Genomic DNA, 19,649 nt, shown 5'->3' with positions numbered 1-19,649 from the left:
TTCTGGCTTTATATATCTAAATTTTCAACGGACAGGGCGTGCTTTTCAATAAAGACACGGCGGGGCGCCACCTCTTCTCCCATAAGCATCGTGAACATCTGATCGGCCGCCACGACATCTTCGAGAGTGATTTTGACCAACGTTCTCTTGGCCGGGTCCATCGTGGTTTCCCAGAGCTGGTCAGCGTTCATCTCACCAAGACCTTTGTATCGCTGAATTTCGATTCCCTTGCGCCCGTTTGCGCGGATGAAATCGCCAATCTCTTTCAAGGTGGCGAAGGGATGCTCGCGCCCTTCATCTTCTTTCACCGTGATCAGGTTCTTTCTTGCCACCGAATAATCTTCCAGCATGAGCCCATAGCGGGAGAGCTTTTCTTGCAAATCTCTTAGGGAGTTCTCTTCATAAAGCTCGATGAAATGTAGGCGCTTTGGCTTAAAGATCTTCATCTCTTCCGTCAGCTCTTCCACCGGAATTTCACGAATCGTCTCTTCGTGTATACTGCGCTGACGCACTTCATCGGCCTTCTTAAGGGCTTCAAACTCGCTTGTGCTGTATACAAAACGCACTCCATCCGCCAAGTCAATCTGAAACTGAGGAAGCCTGCCTTCGGCATTTTTTGCCGAAATAAACTCGCGGAACGAGATCCCTTTTCTCTCCAGGCGGATAGCGAAGCTTTCGGCTTCCAGAATCATTTGAACCAAAGTCTTTCTTTCCGCCTCATCAAGCACATCCTCTTTTCCTTCCAGTTTAAAGCTGATATCGCTAAGGCCTAAATCGGTCAGGTAATCGTCCATCTCTTTTTCGGAATGGATGTACTGACTCTTTTTCTTCCTGGTTACCTTATAGAGGGGTGGCTGGGCAATATAGACAAACTGATTTTCGATCAGCGCGGGCATATTGCGGTAGAAGAAGGTCAGAAGAAGTGTTCTGATGTGGGATCCGTCGACGTCGGCGTCGGTCATGATGATGATCTTATGGTACCTTAGCTTTTCTAAGTTAAAACCATCCGTACCGATACCGCAGCCCAGGGCGGCGATCATGGTGCCCACTTCCTGGTTAGCCAAAACCTTGTCAAGCCTTGCCTTCTCGACGTTCAAGATCTTACCACGGATAGGCAATATAGCCTGGAACCTTCTATCCCGGCCCATCTTGGCGGAGCCGCCGGCTGAATCCCCTTCAACGATGTAGATTTCGCAAAAGGCGGGATCCTTCTCCTGGCAGTCTGTCAACTTTCCGGGAAGCCTCGCTGAATCCAACGCAGATTTACGAAGAGTCAAGTCGCGTGCTTTTCTGGCCGCTTCTCTCGCATGCGCTGCGAGAATGGCTTTCTCTGAAATTGCTTTGGCGATCGAGGGGTTTTCATCCAGTATCGTTGTCAGCTCTTCCCCTACAACCTGCTGAACTATCGATCCCACATCGCTGTTTCCAAGACGCTGCTTAGTTTGTCCTTCGAACTGGGGATTTGGCACTTTGACGGAAATAACAGCAGTAAGCCCCTCCCGCATATCATCGCCCGTAATCCCGATCTTATCATTCTTTAATATGTTGTGGGCTTTGATATAGCTGTTTAGAACACGGGTCAGCGCGGCGGAAAAGCCCGAGAAATGGGTTCCACCATGCCTGGTTGAAATGTTGTTCACATAGGAAAAAACAACCTCGTTGAACGTGTCGTTCCACTGCATCGAGATTTCGACCTCAACCGGCCCGTCGCCACCTTCGCGCACCCCTTTAATATAGATTGGAGTAGGGAAAAGAGGCTGCTTGTTCTCGTTCAGGTAAGACACAAAGGAGTTGATGCCGCCGGCATAGCAGAAGTTGACATCATCCTTTTCCTCAGAGCGCTCGTCGTGGAAGTAGATGTTGATACCGCGGTTCAAGAAGGCAAGCTCCCTTAAACGCTTGGCTAAAATGTCGTAGTCGAAATTCGTCGCCGTCATGATCGTTTCATCGGGCCAGAATGTGATTTTTGTCCCACGCTTGTCTGTGGTACCTGTCACCTTCAAAGGAGTTTGCGGTTTGCCTTTGGAAAACTCCATCTCATAGACGTTGCCATTTTTAAACACTTCAGCGACAAATTTCTTAGACAGCGCGTTGACGCAAGAGACGCCGACGCCGTGAAGCCCCCCGGAAACCTTGTAGGTATTCTTATCGAATTTTCCACCGGCATGAAGAATGGTCATGACAACTTCAAGAGCCGATACATCTCTGCCCTGCCTGATCGATTCTTTCTCATGCTTTTGGATAGGGATGCCCCGTCCGTTGTCTTCGATCGAGGCGGAACCGTCTTTATTCAAATTCACATAAATAGCGGTACAGTAGCCTGCCATTGCCTCGTCGATGCAGTTGTCCACCACCTCATAAACGAGCTGGTGAAGACCTGCCACAGATGTGTCTCCCACATACATTCCAGGACGCTCTCGCACAGCCTGCAGGCCCTCAAGAACGGTAATTGAGCTTGCATCATATTCTTTCGCAGCCACTGCATTTTCCTCTTTCATCTTCAACTTCTCTGCCTCTTGATCTAAAACACTTTCCTGCATCGCTCCCCCGGATAAATAGGTCAGCCAATTTTGAATACCAACTGCCGGAACTCTACAGCAGGAAATCGCTCCTTGAGCTTCTCTAAGAGTTTCGGCTTTTCATACTGGTTCAAAAGGCTTAGAAGGGTGGAATTGGCCACCCTGACAGTTAAAACACCTTCTGCAAAAGACTCCGCCCTCGTCATAGAGGCGAACTTATTCCCAATGATATCAGGCCACGAGCTCAGCACGAGGTCAGGCCTGTCGGCAAAGACTTTCTCAACTTGCGACAGCACATGATGCAAAACGTCATCCATTTGCCTGGTTGTCGTCTTCGTCCCATCATAACCCTTCGGCTTGCGGCTTACGCGCTTTATCAAAGGAGACCTCTGCTTATGGAATAAAAGAAGAAGCCATTATATCTTTTTCTCTACTGATCAGCAAGTGATTTTCTCACAGTAATTCAAGATATTTATTCACATAAAAATCGCTATGAAAAAAGGGACCGGATTTGGCCTAAAAATGAACTAAAACTTCTTAATCAGGTGAGCAGAGACCGATTTCGACTTCCACTCCACCCGATTTAAATCGACTTTAACAGGAACTCGTCCCTGATCTGCAGTTTCCACCGTTTCGGTCTCATCGCCGCGCTTTGTCCAAAATTTACCCCATTTGAGCTTGAGCTCGAATAAGCACAACTCGCGAAAAGCGGCTTGATATCTCGCAAAAAACTCCTTGCCAAATCCCTGGGAACGATGGATGTAGTCGCCGAGGATGTCAGTTCTCAAATTAGCCTTACCGCGCGCTGAGTATCTGGGATAATGATAGTCAAAACCAAACCCCAAAAAGCCGCCAAAGAGCGGGATATCCGCCTTAAATCCGACAAAAGGACCATACCACCTGGCATTATAACCACTATTTAACCCCTCAATCGGCCCCACATCATCAGGATCAATCAGGTTAACCTCTGTGAAACCATGAAACTGTTTGAGGTTCTGCCCGCTTAAGCGATACCCGGCAAGAGGCGTGAACTGAATGCCCCTTTTTAAGCAAAAAGTGCGGCCGGCATCAAAGGAGAGATTAAAAACCTTCCCTCGGGAAGCTTTCGCCCGACTTTTCAAAAACAGATCGCTCTTGTCTTCGCCAAAAAAGTCTTCATCGACCATTTTACCGGAGTAAATCCAACCATACGAGGCCATGATGTGTACCGGCCAGCGGTTAAACAGGGCGCACCCCCCATCCAGCGACACCTCAGCACTTCTTATGCTTTTCCAACTCAGTAACGACGCGACATTGGGAGTCCCGTCCGGACCGGCAATACTCCATGACAGAGAGTCCTCTCTTAGACCACCCCCTAAATCGCAATAGGGATTTTGTACCCATAACACGTCATGGGCAACAAGCGGATTGAAGACCTTAAAAAAGAAGAGTGTCAGTAGCAAAAGCGCTTTGCCAAAACCCACAATGACTCCTCAAAATACCGTCCCCGATTCAAAATGCGATGACTTGCCCACTTGAAAGGGCTGCAAAACCCCCCTTGCCCTAAACTCTGGCAAAAAGGGCATTGTATACAGGTTTTGGGAGTTGGAACACTACATCTTCTTGCGTGTAGACGACATCTTCCACTTCACCGACGCCGAGCTCAATCAGCCGCTCGATACAACGCTGCACAATGGGTTCCGGCGTGGAGGCCCCCGCTGTCAACCCGATGACTTTCACACCTTCCATCCACTCCGGGTCGATCTCTTTCTCATTATTGATCAGGAAAGCCTTGACCCCTCTGTTTCTTGCCACTTCACGCAAACGGTTGGAGTTTGAGCTCTGCGGATCCCCAACTACCAAGATAAGATCGGTCTGGTCGGTAATTTCACGGAGAGCCATCTGGCGGTTGGTAGTAGCATAGCAGATGGAAGAGGAGGGTAGAGTTTCCACAGTCGGATACTTATCAATCAATGCTTCCGTAATGTCTTTCACATCATCCAGACTGAGCGTTGTCTGCGTGATGTAAAAGAGTTTTTCGCCGGGAGCGAATGCCAAGTTGTCAACATCTTCCTTCGACTCGATGATCGTCGTGACATCAGGCGCTTCCCCAGCCGTTCCAATTACTTCAACATGATTGCGGTGTCCAATCAGAAGAATCTGATAACCGAGCGCCGCAAACCGTTTTACCGCAGAATGAACTCGGGTCACGAGACCGCAGGTGGCGTCAATTTCGATTAAATTTCGTCTTTTCGCATGCTCTCTTACCATAGGGGATACTCCATGGGCCGAGTAGATTAGGCGAGCACCTTCTGGCACTTCCTCTAAATCCTCGATAAAAACAGCGCCTTTCTCCTTCAGGTCATCCACCACGTAGCGATTGTGCACAATTTCGTGTTTGACATAGATGGGCGGACCCCAAAGCTTAAGCGCTTTTTCAACGGTTTCGATCGCCCTTTCCACTCCGGCGCAAAAACCGCGCGGTTTTGAAAGCAGGAGCTTTATCTGTTTTGTTGCATGCATTGTCGTCACCTAACGAGCCTGATTCATTTCGTAAACGGGCAAAGCATACCCCTACCCCTTTCTTTTTGGAAACAAAAAACATGGAGCAGAAAGAACCAAAAGCGCTGCACCTGGAACCTAAAGGCCAGTAAAAAAATACGCTTCTACCCCCAGAGCCCCTTTGATTGCTTTACACGCTCAAAAAGACAATAAATTTAACTCTTTTCTTTATTTTGAAAAAAATATATAATTACGCGCTTAACAATTATAAAAGGTTTTTGTTTATGTCTTATAATTATAATACAAACTTAACAAACCTACAGTCGTTAAACCGATATCTCTTCTCCCCTCCCAGTAACTCCCTCTCGTCCTCAGCGTACAATAAAATCCATCACTACGAGAGCAACAAGATTCTGAAATACAATATCATCTACTCAGACGTCATGACGCGAGTCTACGCGTTCGCCATTCCGCTCTTTGCCCTAATGGATGTGATCCGTTTTGCCGGTGAGATACTCTTTCGCGCTGTTACCTTGGACAAAAACGGAGTGCAATACGCGCTTTTAAACTGCGCCAAAGCGCTAAAGCTCTTTATTCTTATCATCCCTGTATGGATACCTTCCATCTTCAAGCCTGACTTAGTCTTAAGAAACGATTTACGCTGGCAGGAGATCCAGAAAGAGCAGACTATAAAGAAGATGGAGAAGACTCTTAATTCTTTAGTATCCCAAAGAGACCTGAAAACAGGCTTCGAAGAGATTTTACATGAAGAGATCGAGGATTATGTGATTTGTCCTGAGATCAAATCTCTCTTCTATGAATGTCTTCGCGAGCTGGTCGCCTCCCTCCCCACCGATCCTGAAAAAATGGAAGTGGTTGTATCTCACTACATCAACCTGGCCGCAACCTTTTTAGTCCAGGCCGCCAATGAGCGCATCTCCTTTTCTGAAAAAAAGTGCTTTTTGGAGATCTTTACAGAGCTTGTGCAGATCCGCGACCCCGATTTACGGGAACGCCTTCTAAAACATGTTCTGGCCAAGGAGAAGCTTTGGAAAGAACTGACGCAACCCATCGATTTAAGCAGCACCACCTCCCCACTCTTCTCATTTTTAGCAAGGCAACTGACAAGTGATCCTGAACTCCTCGGCCAGCTCAGCAAACTGTCCAAGAGCAGTCACTTGAACAACTTAGTCAATAGACGAAATTTCTATTCCATGCTCCTCGTCATCCAAAAGAGGGAGCTTTCGCCGGAAACTAAAAACCTGCTACTCAGCAAAGTCGTCGAGCTGGCCAAAGGCTCATCGCACGAAGGAGCTAAAAAACTCGCTCCCAAAAAAATCGCGACACTAATCAGCAAGAAAAAAAAAGAAAAACAGAGCAAAGAGGAAAAGTATCAGAAGTCCCTGGAGGGGCTAGCAGAACAGACAATCGGCACCACTGCCTACTCCCAGGCAAAAAACCTAATGCAGCAGTATAAATCCAACCTCGAAAAGGTGGAAGCGGAGATCCTCGACCTAGAGGCAGCCTTGGCCTTGAGTGCACACGGAGAAAAGCCTGTTCCACAGATTGCCAAGGGGTTACAAAATCTTTCCATCCTCCTGTCACTACCATCAAACGAAATGCTGGAAGAGGTTCTATCTAAAATTGGGAAAGAGACTGCAGAGGAAACAGGGTATTTCCATATCAGCGACAAAGAGATCGTCGAAGATCTTTTCAAACGTATTTTTGAGTGCGACAAATCCGCGACCCCGGACTTTGAGAATTTGAAAAGAATCAGATCGCCGGAAGCCCTCCTTAAATTCCAGCTACGCCTCATGGAAAACAACTCCTCCGACAGACAGGCGATACTGGATAAAAACCGCGCGGTATTCCTTTCTGTTTTAAAAGGAACGTTTTATGAAGAGCGCTTCAACGAAGAGCAGAGCATTCATTTGAAGACAGTGTTTGCGGGGCGGCCCGATTTGAAAAGGGAGTGGTGCAGAGAGCGCCCTCCGGTGAAAGTGAGCACTTTAGTCGCACATCCCTCAAAGGCCTACAAAGACTTCGAGATTGTCATCGCCAAAGACCCATCCGACATGTTATTGATTGGCAATGATTTGGGAACATGCGTCAACCTCGAAGGACGCCTGAGTCGTGTCACGGGACTGCTTGGCTACTTGGCGGATGGAAAAACGCATACGTTGCTTGCAAAACAAGCCGGAGACGCCGTCTCTGCGGCAGAAACGCAGCTGCAGCTGATGTGGGACGCTCAAAACAATCAGCCGGTTCTTTTCCTAGAGCAAACCAACTACGCCGGGAGTGCCAAGGGTGACCATACTCTTGAAAGCGCGATGATTGCCTACGCCAAAAACCTATCGGAAGAGTTGGGGATCACACTGGTTTCCTGCTACAGAAACCACGATGACAATGTTTCGTTCTTAAGCGATCGCTACTCAGGTACTGTCGAGTCGCTGGGTTGTCCCTCGCCCATAGAGTATGTCAACAGCCACTACAGCAACATGAACGGGGTCTACGATGTAGGCACCTGCTACGTAGTGCACGCCAAAACTAAAATTCAAAAACTTTTTTCGTGCGCCCAGTGGCCGAAGTGCAACGGGTCCACTAAAAAAACCCTAGCTCTCAGAACGGTTAGACAGCTGAACAAAAAAACCGTCAGCCCTGTCAGCTTCAACAAGGAAAAAATCACCGGTCACGTCGACGGCGGCAACTGCACATCGCTTGCGTTTGATTTTGGCAAGCGCGCTTTGGCTCTTTACAACCAAAATCTGCCCATGAATGAGATGGTGACCAAAATCTCGGAGTGGAAATCCCTCTACGAAGCAGGCGATGCCGGAGACATCTCGAAAATGCGCAGCTATCAGGAGGCCTTCAATACCATCGAGGTCCAAAAGGGAGCTTCCATCGACCTTTCCAGAAGAAAGATCGAAGCAATGGCGAAGTTCTATGACTTAGACATCTCTCAGGCCTCGCCCGAGTTCAAGATCCTTCACGATCAGCAAAATAGAGCGATCGAGATCATGAAAGACCTGCAAAACGGCGTCCACTTCCTAAGGATCATCAAGCCTTTGGACAACGACAAGCAAGAAGAGTTTGGTCACTCTTTAGTCTGCATCAAAAAAGACGATGAAGTTCTCTTCTACGATCCGAGCGACAGCTTAGAGTACATCAACTCTAAATATCTGGGAGACAGAATATTTCATCATTTCAACCGCTGCATCCAACGATGGGATGTACAGGATGCGAGGTTCTACAAACTTGCCTAATGGCCTAAGGTGAAACTGCAGTGGGGACTATCCACCAACTCAAATCAGCGTGCCTCGGAGTTTTCGATTTTGAGGCACTGACGCTATAGCCCCCTTGCTTAAATCTTTGCGCCTGTCTACTATTTGACTGAGATAGGTTCCAGAATCGTCCCCAACATATTCGGAAGTAGCAATGCCGCAAAGCCATCCCTTTTACATTCAAAAAGGATCTATCTTCGCGGTTCCCATCATCCATTACACACTCGAATTCGCGGCAGAAGTCAAAAGAGCCTTTGAGGAAATCAAGCCATCGTGCGTCGCCGTGGAGCTGCCGGAAACTATGCAGGACATGTTTTTGCACGCTGCATCAAGGCTTCCTGATGTGAGTGTTTTAGTCGCTTTCAGCCAAACGGAGGACCCTCTCTATTTCCTTGCCGAACCATGCGACCCAGCCTTTGAAGGGCTTCGCTCAGGACTTGAGGGACAGAGACCGGTCTTCTGCATCGACTTGGATGTCCCGAGCTATCCGGTGTTCAAAGAACCCTTCCCCGACCCCTACTCCCTGACGAGAATTGGCCTCAAACCCTACTATGAAGCTTATAAAAGCCACTCGCCCAGAGGTTACCAAACGGCGCATGCCGAAGATTCAAAACGAGAGATGCACATGGCCCGCCGGCTCAAAGAGCTCTCTTTTTCCCACGAAAAAATCCTCTATATCGGCGGCATGCAGCATATCGAACGTGTTCTCAAATTAACCGATGAATCCGCGTTTCCCACATACGCCCCTGCATCGAGAGAGGGCGTTCACCTGTGCACGCTGACAGAAGAGTCCATGCGCGAGGTGATGGGTGAGTGCGGTTATTTCACATTGGCCTACGAAAGGTGGCGTGAAGAGACTCCTCGAAAAAAAGCATATCCCGACAGGCAACAGCTTCTGCTGAAACTCTACCGCGAAGCGGCAGAGACATACAAAGAAAATACCGGTAACGACTTTCACAGCTACCACCTCCGCAATACCATGAAATTCGGACGTAACTTAAGCTTTGTGACAGGCCGACTTGTTCCCGATCTCTATCACCTGGTTTCTGCCGCCAAGGGGTGTGTGGACCACAACTATGCCTACGAAGCGTGGTTTAAAGCCACCGAATACCCCCTGCTGCGCAACATCGACAATCTTCCGGAACTAGATCTTCTCGCAGAAGATATCTGGGGCCACAGCAAGTCTGTCCTCTTTCACTTAAAGCAGAAAAACCCGAAATCAAACCGGTTCACTTTAAGAAAAAAAGATAAGTCCAAGGCCGTGTTTAAACCGCCTGGCCCTTTCAGCCTCTGCTCTTACCAACCTGAAGATGTGGTAATAGAAAATTTTGGACGCTTTCTGCAGAAAAAGGGAGCTCAAATCCTCACTGAAGATTCTGCAAGAACCCGGGAGTTTCAATCGAGCCTCGAAGATGGCATCGATGCCAAAGAGACGATTAGGCACCTGTCTCAAAAAAAGCTATTTGTGAAAGTATTTGCCAAACCGACTAAAGCTGTTGGTTCCATTGTTGTCGTTTTCGATGAAGACAACCCCGAGGAAGGGGGCTCTTTCAAGGAGCGTTACCCCTGGAAAATGACGTGGCTGGGTGAGCACACTCAGGAGTCGGATATGGCCTTCTTCGCCACATCCCTAACAGACATGGTGGTAGGTCCCGGAATCAGCCGTTGCGAATATGGCGGATTTTTAATGTCCTATCCTCCACGCCGCATGTGGGATATCTGGAACGATCCTGACTACTTCGACCTCAAGACAAAAGCCGATGTCCTGCTGATGGCGGGAATCGACTACTCGGTCAAACCCCTGATTACCTATGTGGCTAAAAAACCGCCCAAGAGCTTCCTTAAATCATACGCCCAGAGGTTCGGTAAAAAAGTGGTCTACATCCCGATCGGACAGCTCTCACCGGTCACCCTCAACAAGCTTAGGGTTTTTCATGTTCTTGACGGTTACGATAAGAGAGAGATTGCCGGCGATTATATCTATTGATCTTAAGTTTTTTTAAGTCTCACTCTCCGAAAATGTGCCTGAGGCATGAGTGAGGATAGATGCTAACATCTCGTCGATATCCTCAAGTCTTTCCACTAAGGGTTGGGAAAGTCTAAGATCTAAAGAAATGCTGTGCGCCTCCCTACCGAGTAGCGCTGCCTTGTCTCTGATGATCTGCCACTCGTCGCTGTCGACTCCAGTCCTTTTCGCCTTCTGCTTTAGCCTGAGCGTCTGTTCCTCTATGCTGTTGATCACTTCAATCACGTCCAAAAGGTGCTGATACTCCTCTTGGGCGGCGTGAGGTTTAAACTGTTCGATCATGCTGTCGATCAGAGAAAGACCCTCCTCAAAGTGCTGCAGCCGCTGGCTGTCAATTTTCCGATTCCATGCTTCAAGATCTTTAAAGGTGATCTCTTTCGGAAGCCTCTTTAAACTTGCGAGGGAGACGATATGTGCCGAAACAGCCTGATCGATCTGATTCTTCAGAACCATTTTATCTTTCTCGCTGACCAAGAGCGACTGAACGGCATGTTCGGCATAGTCTTGCAAGATTTTTAAGTCTCTCTCGACCTTTGCGGCCAGATCCTTCCAGATGTGTTCATTGACAAGGCGAAAAAAAGAGCCGCGCGCGTGGGTCCTAAAGGCAATGATCCAAAACTCGCTCTTATCCATCCATATCTGGTAGAGATCTAAGACCTTGACCTGGTGGAATGGATCCGTGAGATCTCTCATCTCCTGCAATCTTTTACCCTCTTCAATCAAAGGGTGTAAAATCATATCGACAAACGCTTGCATCTCCTCGGCCGAGGCTCCTTCGGCAAGCGCCGATTCCCTGATCTCTTTTAAGCGATTTTTCACTCCGGCTATTTTGGAGTGCATCTCCTCGACTCTCCCTTTTAGGGGCGAGGGGCCTTTTTCAAAAAAAGAAAAAAGTCGTCTGATGCGGTGATAGATCCGTCCCACCAGGCGATCGGGTGGCTTGTCTTCAATACCTAGCGTCGTTTTTAAATTGGGGATTTTCTCAAAAAACGCGCCTGTATCTCCTTTTTCGGAAAACTTCTTCGCCATATTAAACCTTTAAAAAGAGACGCATCCACAATAATTATATATTAAAAATAAATTTTAAATAAACAATATTGTCACATCTTAACACATCGTTTAATTGAATTTCTCCATCTTCTATTTGTATTTTTCCCCCTGTTTTGCTATCTCTAAGGGGGATTTTGGGTTTTTTTACGCAAAACCCCATTCCATCATCGATGTGATTACAAACTGACAGACCACTTCACCCCCGGATACCATGCCAAAACTTAACATACTGATTACCAATGACGATGGGATAGACTCACCAGGTATCTGGCATCTTTGGGATGCTGTAAAGCACTTAGGGAGAGTTACTATTGTCGCGCCTGAGGTAGAACAATCTGCTACGGCTCTTTCGATTACCACAAGAACCCCATTGCACGTGAAAAAGCGCGCATGGGATGGAGCTGAGGCATGGGCTGTCAGCGGCACACCTGCCGACTGCGTCAAGATGGCCTTGAGTGTTATCCTTGATTCAGCGCCCGATTTGATCATATCAGGGATCAACCGGGGAGCCAATTCAGGAAGAACCGTCCTCTATAGCGGGACGTGCGGCGGCGCAATCGAAGGTGCTCTTAGAGGTATCCCGGGAATCGCTTTCTCCGTCAGCGACTACCTCAAGCCGCAATTTTCGTTTACCACCCCATACATCCCCAAAATCATCGAGTTCACCCGCAAGTACCCTCTTCCCGAGGCGACTATACTCAACGTGAATTTCCCTCTTTATGACGAGGCCGGAATCAAAGGGTTTAAACTTGCCAGACAAGGCCGTGAGTATATTTTAGAATCTCCCCTCAAACGGGAACACCCTACGGAAGGAAGCGCATATTTCTGGATGGGGATTAGGTTTTTAGAGTGCCACGAAGAGGAAGACAGCGATGTGGCTCTTTTGAAAAAAGGGTATGCAACTGCCGTTCCAGTACACATCGGCGAGCTAACCCACGTGGGCCATCTCGATGCACACAAAACTCTTTTCGAGCAGCATTTTTAAATCTTGGGCAATACCGGAAATTGTCTCGCAATTTGGCAGGCAGGCTAAGATTTAAGACAGACTTTTAGAGCTTCCGTTCTTTTTTCTTAAGCTTCATTTCCCGCTCATACTCGTGTAGATCGAGCTTGAAGAGCGCTGTCTCTTCTGCCTTTTCAATGATCTCGGGGCAGCCGTCAATCTGGTAGATGCGCTCCATTTCAATCAAAATCTTCTTTTGCAGCGAGAGATTCCTATCCCCTTCCTGAACCACTTGATCAAGAACTAGACCCTTCTCCCTTAAGGCGATCGCTGTCTCCGCCACCTCCTCAAAACAGGCAGCTAGTCGGCTCTCTCTGTCCAGCGCGTCCTCTCTTTTGGTGATGCCTTGCAACTCCTGCAGTAGGGCGGAAAGACTAGCTTTTCCCCGCTCACGAAGAAACGACTCATCCGAATGGGAGCAACCGAGCAAGTGAAAAAGAATGAGAGGAAAAAAAAAGAGAGAAAAGGTGAAACTTTTCTCTCTGAAGTAATATAGACGTAAAGCTAACAAGTTACTATTCATTCAAAGGGAATGAATTAAACTTTTTGCCCTTGAGCTCTCAACTGTCTTACAATTTGGCCTACGCCGACTTTGTCGATCGTTCTCAATGCATTCATGCTAAGACGGAGGGTTATGAAGCGGTTCTCTTCAGCCAACCACACTCTTTTTTTAGTCAGGTTGGGTGAGTGCCTTCTTCTGGTCTTTCCTGTAACTTTTAGACCGATCCCTTTTTGCTTTTTCGCAATACCGCGGATAGCATACTTAAAGCCCGTTCTGGGTTTTTTACCTGTGACACAACATACTCTAGACATTTGCGACTCCGTAGAATAATAAGGCGTTATCATATCAAAGTCCGTTTTATCCGACAAGGGTAAATCAAAAGCTTTGGATAGAAATGATTCAACCCCTGTCTTGAACCCTACCCCTATAAAATTTTTCAGAGATTGTGAAGGGCCGGCTCCCCTCCCTTCTGTTTAATAAATTTTAGCCCATCGGAACAATTTCCCTCTCAGAACTTCCAATTTCCCCCTTTAACCGAGATCGATGGCAAAAGTGTCTCATAATTTGATTTTTAGCAGCGAATAGTTCCCCTAGATTGAATAATTATAGCCCACCTTATGTTTCGAGCTATATTTCAATCCTGAGGCTCTCTAAAGGCCCCCAAACCAATTTTTGAGATACTTTCGGTATAATGCACTCTCGTGGTCAATCCCCTCTAAAGCACTCCGGATTGCCCGCAGGTAATTCATCTTTTCCGCTTCCAGGGAGCCCTTACCCTCGGCAATCATCGTCATAAATTTCTCGATTCCGTCCGTCGGCTCCAGGAGCAGCCTGTTAAATATTTCCTGGAAAAGAGATGTGATGAGCTCTCGTGGCATCTTCTGCGCGAGCTGCATCAAGGCGCGCGGCATCTCAGGATGGCCTCTGTCTATAATCATCCTGACATCTTGCAAAAACCAGTCGGGATTTTCGAATTTCTGGGGATTTTCCAACATTTTCGGCAGCGATTCAACGCACGCAAAAGGAATCACAGACTGAACGCAGTATCCCTCGTCGGATCTGAATAATTTCCCCTCTTCCTCGATCGTGCTGTAGTATATTTTCGACGCAATCAAAAGCGATCCGGGCATCATCAGTTCTTCTCCTGCCCGGCTTAGGGCCGCCACCCCAGGACTAGAACCCTCTTCAGAGACCCCGGCAACGTTTGAAACATTATAAGTATCGACATAATAACCGGAGGAGTCAATCAACTCCCTTAGCTGACGAGACTCTTCGTGACTGCACATATCAAAATGGCCGAAAAGGATTTTTTCTTCCCGGGCAAGCTTTCTAGCTTGATCCCAGTTGGTTTGCTCCGATAGAAAATAGCATGTCAGCTCTTCCTTGCCTCCCCATAGTCCGCCAAATCGCCCGATCACCCGGTTGATGGCCGCCCTGCCTACCTCTACGTCAGGGGTGCTTATAAGAACATCGCAAATATCCTCCCAAAATTTCTCATAGTCTGAGTTGATATCGACGACAAGCAGAAAGAATTTTTTTTCCGGATTGGCTTTCATCCTCGCTAAAACGATATCCAAATTCAAAAGCCCGCCCACGCCTATGACAATATTGTTTTGGTAAGCATGGGAGAGAGACATCAGCCTTTGAATATTCCAAATAGGATCAAGGCCCGAGGCAGTGGTTTCATTGGAGGCAGGGAAAAAATCTTCTTTCACATCTTTACCGGTCGACTCAGTTGCTCTCTTCCAATTAAGGAGTCTCTCCCTTAATTCGTCACAAACGAGTGGGCCTGCAGGTCGTTGAAGGGATTCTCCAGACAATATTTTAGAGGTGGTCGCCCCTTTTTGATCGCCCTGGGTAGGCACCGCCCTTTTCATCTCCTTGTCGATCAATTCGGGCACACAGCGCTCAAGATGCTCTTTAGCAACCTGCCTGATCACTTCAACCTCCAGGGAATCCGCCCTTGACCCCTGCGTCACATGAGCGTACCCCCTTCCCCCTCGAACCGAGAAAGCTTCCGACTTCGCCCCCTCTTCAGGGACGCCATCGAATTTACCCATCGGCTGGCCGGAGACTGCTATATTCATACATTTGCGAAATGATGGTTCCATGAGCGATCTAATACCCTCCTGGGATTCTTAGAGACTATCCACAAGCTGAACTCGTACGATTTCAGCTTGTGGATAGACCCTTAGCTACCGGATTAGCCCTCTCGAAATTTTAGATTATTTCAACCACCAAAATAAATACAAAAAGATAAACAACAGTTGATTTATAAACACATAAATTTTAATAATGTTAAAAAACAAAAGCAATTGATACCATAAACCTGAAAACCAATAGATTTCCCTCGATATGCACGTATCATTTTTTACCGACCGTCCTTTTTCAGTCGATTACAGGTCTCGGATCCAACCCTTGGATGCCAGCGACATCAAAAAAATCATCATCGCAACGGTAGCGGGTGCCCTATTTTTTTTGATCGGCAGTCTATTTGCCTTCTTTGGAGCCTCCTATTATTTCAGGACAAAAAAAATCGAACAGCTCGCTGCGGCAGATGATCCGCACCTGCGAAAAGTGGAAAAGGTGAAAAATCAAAGAATCGGCAATCAACACCTCGCGCTTCTCTCACAAGTCAGGAAGATCGCCACCAAGTACAACGAGGCTATCGGGACTTATCTAGTCTGCTTCTACAAACACGGCCCCACGGAATTTTTGGGAAATTTCGCCCACTGTCGCTTGGGTGTTCGGGTCTTTGAAAACACATTTCAGTGCTCGGAGGCAGCTTTTCAATGGCGAAAATACTATCTTGCCGCCGTCGAGCATGCCCGGGACGATCTGATGAATGACCCCAGGATGAAAGAGTTCTTCTCAGCCAACGGAGAAAAGGCCTACAGAATCAATCAAGAGCTTAGGAAGCAATACCATGGCATCGTACCTGTCGGTTGGCGCACTGGCGTACGCGACCTCGTGATGCAAAGTGTTCTCGAAGCCAAATTTGAGCAAAACCCTGAATTAAAACAGTTGCTGGATGCGACAAAGGGGGCATATTTACTCGAACACAATGAAGCGGCGCGAGATGACTACTGGTCCGATAACAGCAACGGCACAGGCAAAAATATGCTGGGCAAAATGCTGATGGCCCTGCGGGATGGAACACCCTATCCTCAAGTTGATGACTTAAGTGGAGCGACGCAAGTGGTAAAATATGCCTTATGGGCCAATCAAGAAGGCGCTTTGGATTACCCAATTTTTTAACGCCAGCACTGCTGGAAGAGCTGCCAGTAAAAATGCGACCTTGGAGCCTTTACTAAAAACACACCGATTTATACTTGCTGCTGAATTGGCCTAAGAGCCAATTCAGCAGGCAAAGCAAACGATTTCAGTCGTTGACAACCTCTTATGAGGAGTTGAACTACCGGATGGAAGCTCCCGGAAGGCAATCGATGAGCGTCAATATCTCAAGTCCCGACTCCTTGGACCCGCACAGAATCATCCCCTGACTCTCAACTCCCATGATCTTTTGAGGAGCCAAATTTGCTACCACAACCACTTTCTTACCAACCAAAGACTCTGGAGTTGCCACTTCGGCGATCCCGCTGACAATCGTCCGCTCGTCACTGCCCAAATCGACCAGCAATTTCAGGAGCTTTTTACTCTTGGGGAGTTTTTCAGCATGTTTGATCAGGCCTACCTTGAGATCGATTTGCTGAAACTGATCAAAGGAGATTTCACCTTTGACAATCGCTTCTTTCACTGCCTCAATCTTTTTAGGGGCGGCTTTGGAAGACATCTCCTTCAACTTGGCAATTTCCGCCTCGATCTCTGCATCCTCCACTTTGCGGAATAGAATTTCAGGCTCGGAGAGTAAGTGCCCTGTCGCGAACTGATTCTTTACAACATCATCCCAAAGAGCCTCTTCTACCTTACCCTGCAGCTTCAGCATATTCCATATTCTGGTCGCAGTCGCCGGCATAATGGGGCAGGAGACAAGCGCCAACAACTTCAGAGTCTCAAGACACAAGTTGATGGTCGTTTTCATCGAAGGGGTAAGCGAAGGATCTTTGGCTGCAGTCCAGGGTTTTTTGAAATCGAAATAAACGTTGCCTTTCTGGGCTAGCTCCATGATGAGCTGGGAGGCCCGTCTTAGCTTAAATCCTTCATAAGCTTCCTTGATCTCCTCAACTGTCTTGCAAACTTCCTTGATAAACTCGGCATCAACGGAAGTTAGCTCGCCCCTTTCGGGAACAGCGCTTGCTGTGTTGTTTTTGGCAAATACCAAGACGCGGTTAACGAAGTTGCCGAGCTTTCCAAGCAATTCAGCGTTGCATCGCTGTTGAAAATCCTTCCAGGTAAATTCGCTGTCTTGCGTCTCCGGAGCATTGGCCGCAATCGCATAGCGTATCTGGTCGGCGGAATATTTTTTGAAGAACTCTTCTAAGTCAATGTACCAGCCGTCCGATTTGCTAAACTGCTTTCCTTCCAGATTATAAAACTCATTGGCCGGTAGTTCATCCACTAACACATACGGTTCGTTCTGTCCCATCACCATCGCCGGAAAAATCGCTGCATGGAAAGGGATGTTATCTTTGCCGATGAACTGAACCAGTTTTGTTGCGGGATCGCACCAATAATCCTTCCAAAGGTCGCTATTGCCTTTCCCTTCAGCCCACTCCTGCGTGGCGGAGATGTAACCTATCGGAGCGTCGAACCAGACATAAAGGACCTTACCCTCAGCACCCTCTAAGGGAACAGGAACCCCCCAGCGTATGTCACGGGTGATTGCTCTCGCCTTAAGATTTTTAATATATCCTTTGATGAAGTTTACGACATTGGGCTTCCAGTTCTTTTTCTCGATCCACTCGTTGAGCCGGTCTTGAAACTTCTCAAGCAGCAAAAACCAGTGCTTGGTTTCCTTAAGCTTTAAAGGAGCTCCCGTCATTTTCGAGCGAGGATTTTTCAGGTCGGTCGCATCAAAGCTCGATCCGCATTTCTGACACTCATCCCCTCTCGCTTCCGGATAGCCGCAGGAAGGGCATGTCCCGGTGACATAACGATCCGCGAGAAATCGGCCATCTTGTTCTGAGTAGAGCTGTTCTGTCATTCTCTCCTCGATGAACCCGTTATTCAAAAGATCATTAAAAAACTGATGAACAGGATTTTCGTGAAATTTTGTCGTTGTTCTCGAGAAGTGGTCAAACGAAAAATTCAGGGTCTTGAAGAAGTTTTTATTCACCTCATGGAAATGGTCTACATGCTCTTTTGGGGAGCGTCCCGCAAGTTCGGCACTTAACGTGATCGCAATGCCATATTCGTCCGAGCCACAGATATAGAGGACATCGTTTCCCTGCATTCTTTGAAACCTGGCATAACAATCCCCGGGAAGGTAGGCTCCTGCTATATGTCCGAAGTGCAAGGGACCGTTGGCATAGGGCAGGGCGGAAGTAATGAGAATTTTCTTCTTCATGCGGGCTTTACTCTCTTTAGCTGTCTTTCAGCAATATCGTTGTAGGTTTTTTCTTGACAATGGCCAGGCTGTCTTTAATAAGCTGTTTGTCCCCCGGCCTCTGGACTACCAGCACTTCAAAAATAGTTCCGGGCACGCACTTCCATCCCAGCAGCACCTTGGTTTTCAAATCGACATAAAGAGGACCCGGTTTGATGTAGATATATTCTTCGGTTACAGCCCTGGGTGAGGGATGAGGGCAAGACTTTTCGGTCTGAAATCCATCAACCTGCCCTTGGCTGTCCAGTATATCCTGCTTCTGCTCATCGGTCAGGCTTCCCCACGATACCCAAGTTCCTGGGCACCGTTTTTGCAAAAAGGTCCAGTCGACCTGGGCCCTGCCCATCGCATTGACGCAGTCTTGAAAAATACGGCCCGTATCCCGGCACACCATAGACTTTTTCATCGCGAACACTTTATTGTCGTATCCGCCCACTTCGTAGTGCAAAAAACGCATAATCGTTTCCGCCGAACTGAGCTTGACATCTTCCCCAAAGCGCAGAGGTTGCTTGGTGTAAGGAGAGATAGCTGGCCTCGAGGGAACTAGCCAGAACACATAAAACGCATACAGGCAGAGAATAAAAAAGCAGGCGATCACAAAGAGGGCAAAAAGAGCGATGTTTAGGTTGTCCACTTCAAGCAAAAGAGGTGTCCATTTGATAAATTGGTTCATCAGAGTGCTTACCCCGCTTAAGCGGCTTAGCTCAAATCAGTATGCTTTGCCGCTGCAGACAATTTTAACATCCAGATTGGATTATACCGGATTTATGGTGACTTTCGGTATATGCAGACACCCTCTTAATGAGAAGTCGGGATGGAGAGAATTCTAAAAAAGAGAGCCTCTTCAATCAGGGCCAGGACGCTAGAGGTTGCCTGACCCTTGACTCATTCGCGGCTATAGATACTTTAATCTACACCGATTTTAAGATTACGATGGGGCTACTCCTCGGAGGCCTTTTTCTTTGCCTTGGGGGTAACTTCCACTTCTTCTTCTTCATCTTCGTCGTCGTCAAAATCGATAATCTCTTTTTTGGTCGCAACAGGTTCATTGACCTCTTCCTCTTCCTCGTGAGAATCCACCTCTTCATAAAGGTCGATGCCAAGGCCGATCTCCACTAACACTTTCGCCGAAAGGTTTTGCGTTTCCGATTTTACTTGCGGGTCTCTTCCGGACAATATGGCATTTCTTGCTCTGGAAATGGCGTAACGAACGAGTTCAAACTGGTTGTTGAATCTCTTCGTCAGAGATTCATTGGTTAGATTTTCCTCAAATTTCATCAA

At 47.6% G+C, this 19,649-nt stretch carries 15 protein-coding genes; 4 read left to right on the top strand and 11 right to left on the bottom strand.

What is annotated here, in order from left to right; genetic code table 11:
* Positions 1–8 precede the first annotated feature (8 nt).
* The 4 genes from gyrB to ispH form a co-directional block, all read right to left on the bottom strand.
* Positions 9–2,498, bottom strand: a complete 2,490-nt coding sequence (gene gyrB / locus ELAC_RS11170; protein WP_098039436.1) for a DNA topoisomerase (ATP-hydrolyzing) subunit B — start codon at positions 2,496–2,498, stop codon at positions 9–11.
* A gap of 62 nt (positions 2,499–2,560) precedes the next feature.
* Positions 2,561–2,899 carry a DciA family protein gene (locus tag ELAC_RS11165; protein ID WP_239414530.1) on the bottom strand — a complete coding sequence of 113 codons (339 nt, stop codon included), beginning with the start codon at positions 2,897–2,899 and terminating at the stop codon, positions 2,561–2,563.
* 147 nt (positions 2,900–3,046) lie between these two features.
* Positions 3,047–3,982: a hypothetical protein gene (locus ELAC_RS11160; RefSeq protein ID WP_098039373.1), complete on the bottom strand. Its 936-nt coding sequence runs from the start codon at positions 3,980–3,982 to the stop codon at positions 3,047–3,049.
* A gap of 79 nt (positions 3,983–4,061) precedes the next feature.
* Complete coding sequence (gene ispH / locus ELAC_RS11155; RefSeq protein ID WP_239414528.1) at positions 4,062–5,021, bottom strand: 4-hydroxy-3-methylbut-2-enyl diphosphate reductase; 960 nt, start codon at positions 5,019–5,021, stop codon at positions 4,062–4,064.
* Positions 5,022–5,284: 263 nt separating this feature from the next.
* Here ispH and ELAC_RS11150 point away from each other — a divergent pair, with 263 nt between their 5' ends.
* Both ELAC_RS11150 and ELAC_RS11145 read left to right on the top strand, forming a co-directional pair.
* On the top strand, positions 5,285–8,263 hold the full coding sequence (locus ELAC_RS11150) for a hypothetical protein (RefSeq protein ID WP_098039372.1): 2,979 nt from the start codon (positions 5,285–5,287) through the stop codon (positions 8,261–8,263).
* A 172-nt stretch (positions 8,264–8,435) separates the two neighbouring features.
* Positions 8,436–10,268: a hypothetical protein gene (locus tag ELAC_RS11145; RefSeq protein ID WP_098039371.1), complete on the top strand. Its 1,833-nt coding sequence runs from the start codon at positions 8,436–8,438 to the stop codon at positions 10,266–10,268.
* Positions 10,269–10,280: 12 nt separating this feature from the next.
* Here ELAC_RS11145 and ELAC_RS11140 read toward each other — a convergent pair whose 3' ends face one another.
* Positions 10,281–11,336 (bottom strand): hypothetical protein, encoded by a 1,056-nt coding sequence (locus tag ELAC_RS11140; RefSeq protein WP_098039370.1) that lies wholly within the window; start codon positions 11,334–11,336, stop codon positions 10,281–10,283.
* 232 nt (positions 11,337–11,568) lie between these two features.
* On the opposite strand from ELAC_RS11140, the gene surE reads away from it, so the two are divergent.
* A complete protein-coding gene (gene surE, locus ELAC_RS11135; RefSeq protein ID WP_098039369.1) occupies positions 11,569–12,342 on the top strand; it encodes a 5'/3'-nucleotidase SurE in 774 nt (257 codons plus the stop codon).
* 64 nt (positions 12,343–12,406) lie between these two features.
* Here the strand turns inward: surE and ELAC_RS11130 are convergent, their stop codons facing one another.
* The 3 genes from ELAC_RS11130 to ELAC_RS11120 form a co-directional block, all read right to left on the bottom strand.
* Complete coding sequence (locus ELAC_RS11130; RefSeq protein ID WP_143406505.1) at positions 12,407–12,871, bottom strand: hypothetical protein; 465 nt, start codon at positions 12,869–12,871, stop codon at positions 12,407–12,409.
* 26 nt (positions 12,872–12,897) lie between these two features.
* Positions 12,898–13,173, bottom strand: a complete 276-nt coding sequence (gene rpmB / locus ELAC_RS11125; protein WP_098039367.1) for a 50S ribosomal protein L28 — start codon at positions 13,171–13,173, stop codon at positions 12,898–12,900.
* 339 nt (positions 13,174–13,512) lie between these two features.
* On the bottom strand, positions 13,513–14,949 hold the full coding sequence (locus tag ELAC_RS11120; protein ID WP_098039366.1) for a hypothetical protein: 1,437 nt from the start codon (positions 14,947–14,949) through the stop codon (positions 13,513–13,515).
* 268 nt (positions 14,950–15,217) lie between these two features.
* On the opposite strand from ELAC_RS11120, the gene ELAC_RS11115 reads away from it, so the two are divergent.
* Positions 15,218–16,120, top strand: coding sequence for an NADAR family protein (locus tag ELAC_RS11115; protein WP_098039365.1), 903 nt, complete (start codon positions 15,218–15,220; stop codon positions 16,118–16,120).
* A 157-nt stretch (positions 16,121–16,277) separates the two neighbouring features.
* Here ELAC_RS11115 and metG read toward each other — a convergent pair whose 3' ends face one another.
* The 3 genes from metG to ELAC_RS11100 all read right to left on the bottom strand — a co-directional run bounded on the left by metG (position 16,278) and on the right by ELAC_RS11100 (position 19,646).
* Positions 16,278–18,329: a methionine--tRNA ligase gene (metG, locus tag ELAC_RS11110; RefSeq protein ID WP_098039364.1), complete on the bottom strand. Its 2,052-nt coding sequence runs from the start codon at positions 18,327–18,329 to the stop codon at positions 16,278–16,280.
* Positions 18,330–18,345: 16 nt separating this feature from the next.
* On the bottom strand, positions 18,346–19,041 hold the full coding sequence (locus ELAC_RS11105; protein ID WP_098039363.1) for a hypothetical protein: 696 nt from the start codon (positions 19,039–19,041) through the stop codon (positions 18,346–18,348).
* Positions 19,042–19,307: 266 nt separating this feature from the next.
* Positions 19,308–19,646, bottom strand: coding sequence for a hypothetical protein (locus ELAC_RS11100; protein ID WP_098039362.1), 339 nt, complete (start codon positions 19,644–19,646; stop codon positions 19,308–19,310).
* Positions 19,647–19,649 lie beyond the last annotated feature (3 nt).

Source organism: Estrella lausannensis (assembly GCF_900000175.1).
GTDB classification, from domain to species: Bacteria; Chlamydiota; Chlamydiia; order Chlamydiales; family Criblamydiaceae; genus Estrella; species Estrella lausannensis.
Note: the sequence above shows the minus strand (reverse complement) of the source record. Positions and strands in the feature narration are given on the sequence as shown.

What these genes read in the sequence shown, in the direction of transcription:
- ELAC_RS11115 (WP_098039365.1), top strand. Translation starts at nt 15,218, where the DNA reads ATGCACGTATCATTTTTTACCGACCGTCCTTTTTCAGTCGATTACAGG.
- rpmB (WP_098039367.1), bottom strand. Translation starts at nt 13,173, where the DNA reads ATGTCTAGAGTATGTTGTGTCACAGGTAAAAAACCCAGAACGGGCTTT.
- ELAC_RS11140 (WP_098039370.1), bottom strand. Translation starts at nt 11,336, where the DNA reads ATGGCGAAGAAGTTTTCCGAAAAAGGAGATACAGGCGCGTTTTTTGAG.
- ELAC_RS11145 (WP_098039371.1), top strand. Translation starts at nt 8,436, where the DNA reads ATGCCGCAAAGCCATCCCTTTTACATTCAAAAAGGATCTATCTTCGCG.
- ispH (WP_239414528.1), bottom strand. Translation starts at nt 5,021, where the DNA reads ATGCATGCAACAAAACAGATAAAGCTCCTGCTTTCAAAACCGCGCGGT.
- ELAC_RS11105 (WP_098039363.1), bottom strand. Translation starts at nt 19,041, where the DNA reads ATGAACCAATTTATCAAATGGACACCTCTTTTGCTTGAAGTGGACAAC.
- ELAC_RS11120 (WP_098039366.1), bottom strand. Translation starts at nt 14,949, where the DNA reads ATGAATATAGCAGTCTCCGGCCAGCCGATGGGTAAATTCGATGGCGTC.
- ELAC_RS11150 (WP_098039372.1), top strand. Translation starts at nt 5,285, where the DNA reads ATGTCTTATAATTATAATACAAACTTAACAAACCTACAGTCGTTAAAC.
- metG (WP_098039364.1), bottom strand. Translation starts at nt 18,329, where the DNA reads ATGAAGAAGAAAATTCTCATTACTTCCGCCCTGCCCTATGCCAACGGT.
- gyrB (WP_098039436.1), bottom strand. Translation starts at nt 2,498, where the DNA reads ATGAAAGAGGAAAATGCAGTGGCTGCGAAAGAATATGATGCAAGCTCA.
- surE (WP_098039369.1), top strand. Translation starts at nt 11,569, where the DNA reads ATGCCAAAACTTAACATACTGATTACCAATGACGATGGGATAGACTCA.
- ELAC_RS11100 (WP_098039362.1), bottom strand. Translation starts at nt 19,646, where the DNA reads ATGAAATTTGAGGAAAATCTAACCAATGAATCTCTGACGAAGAGATTC.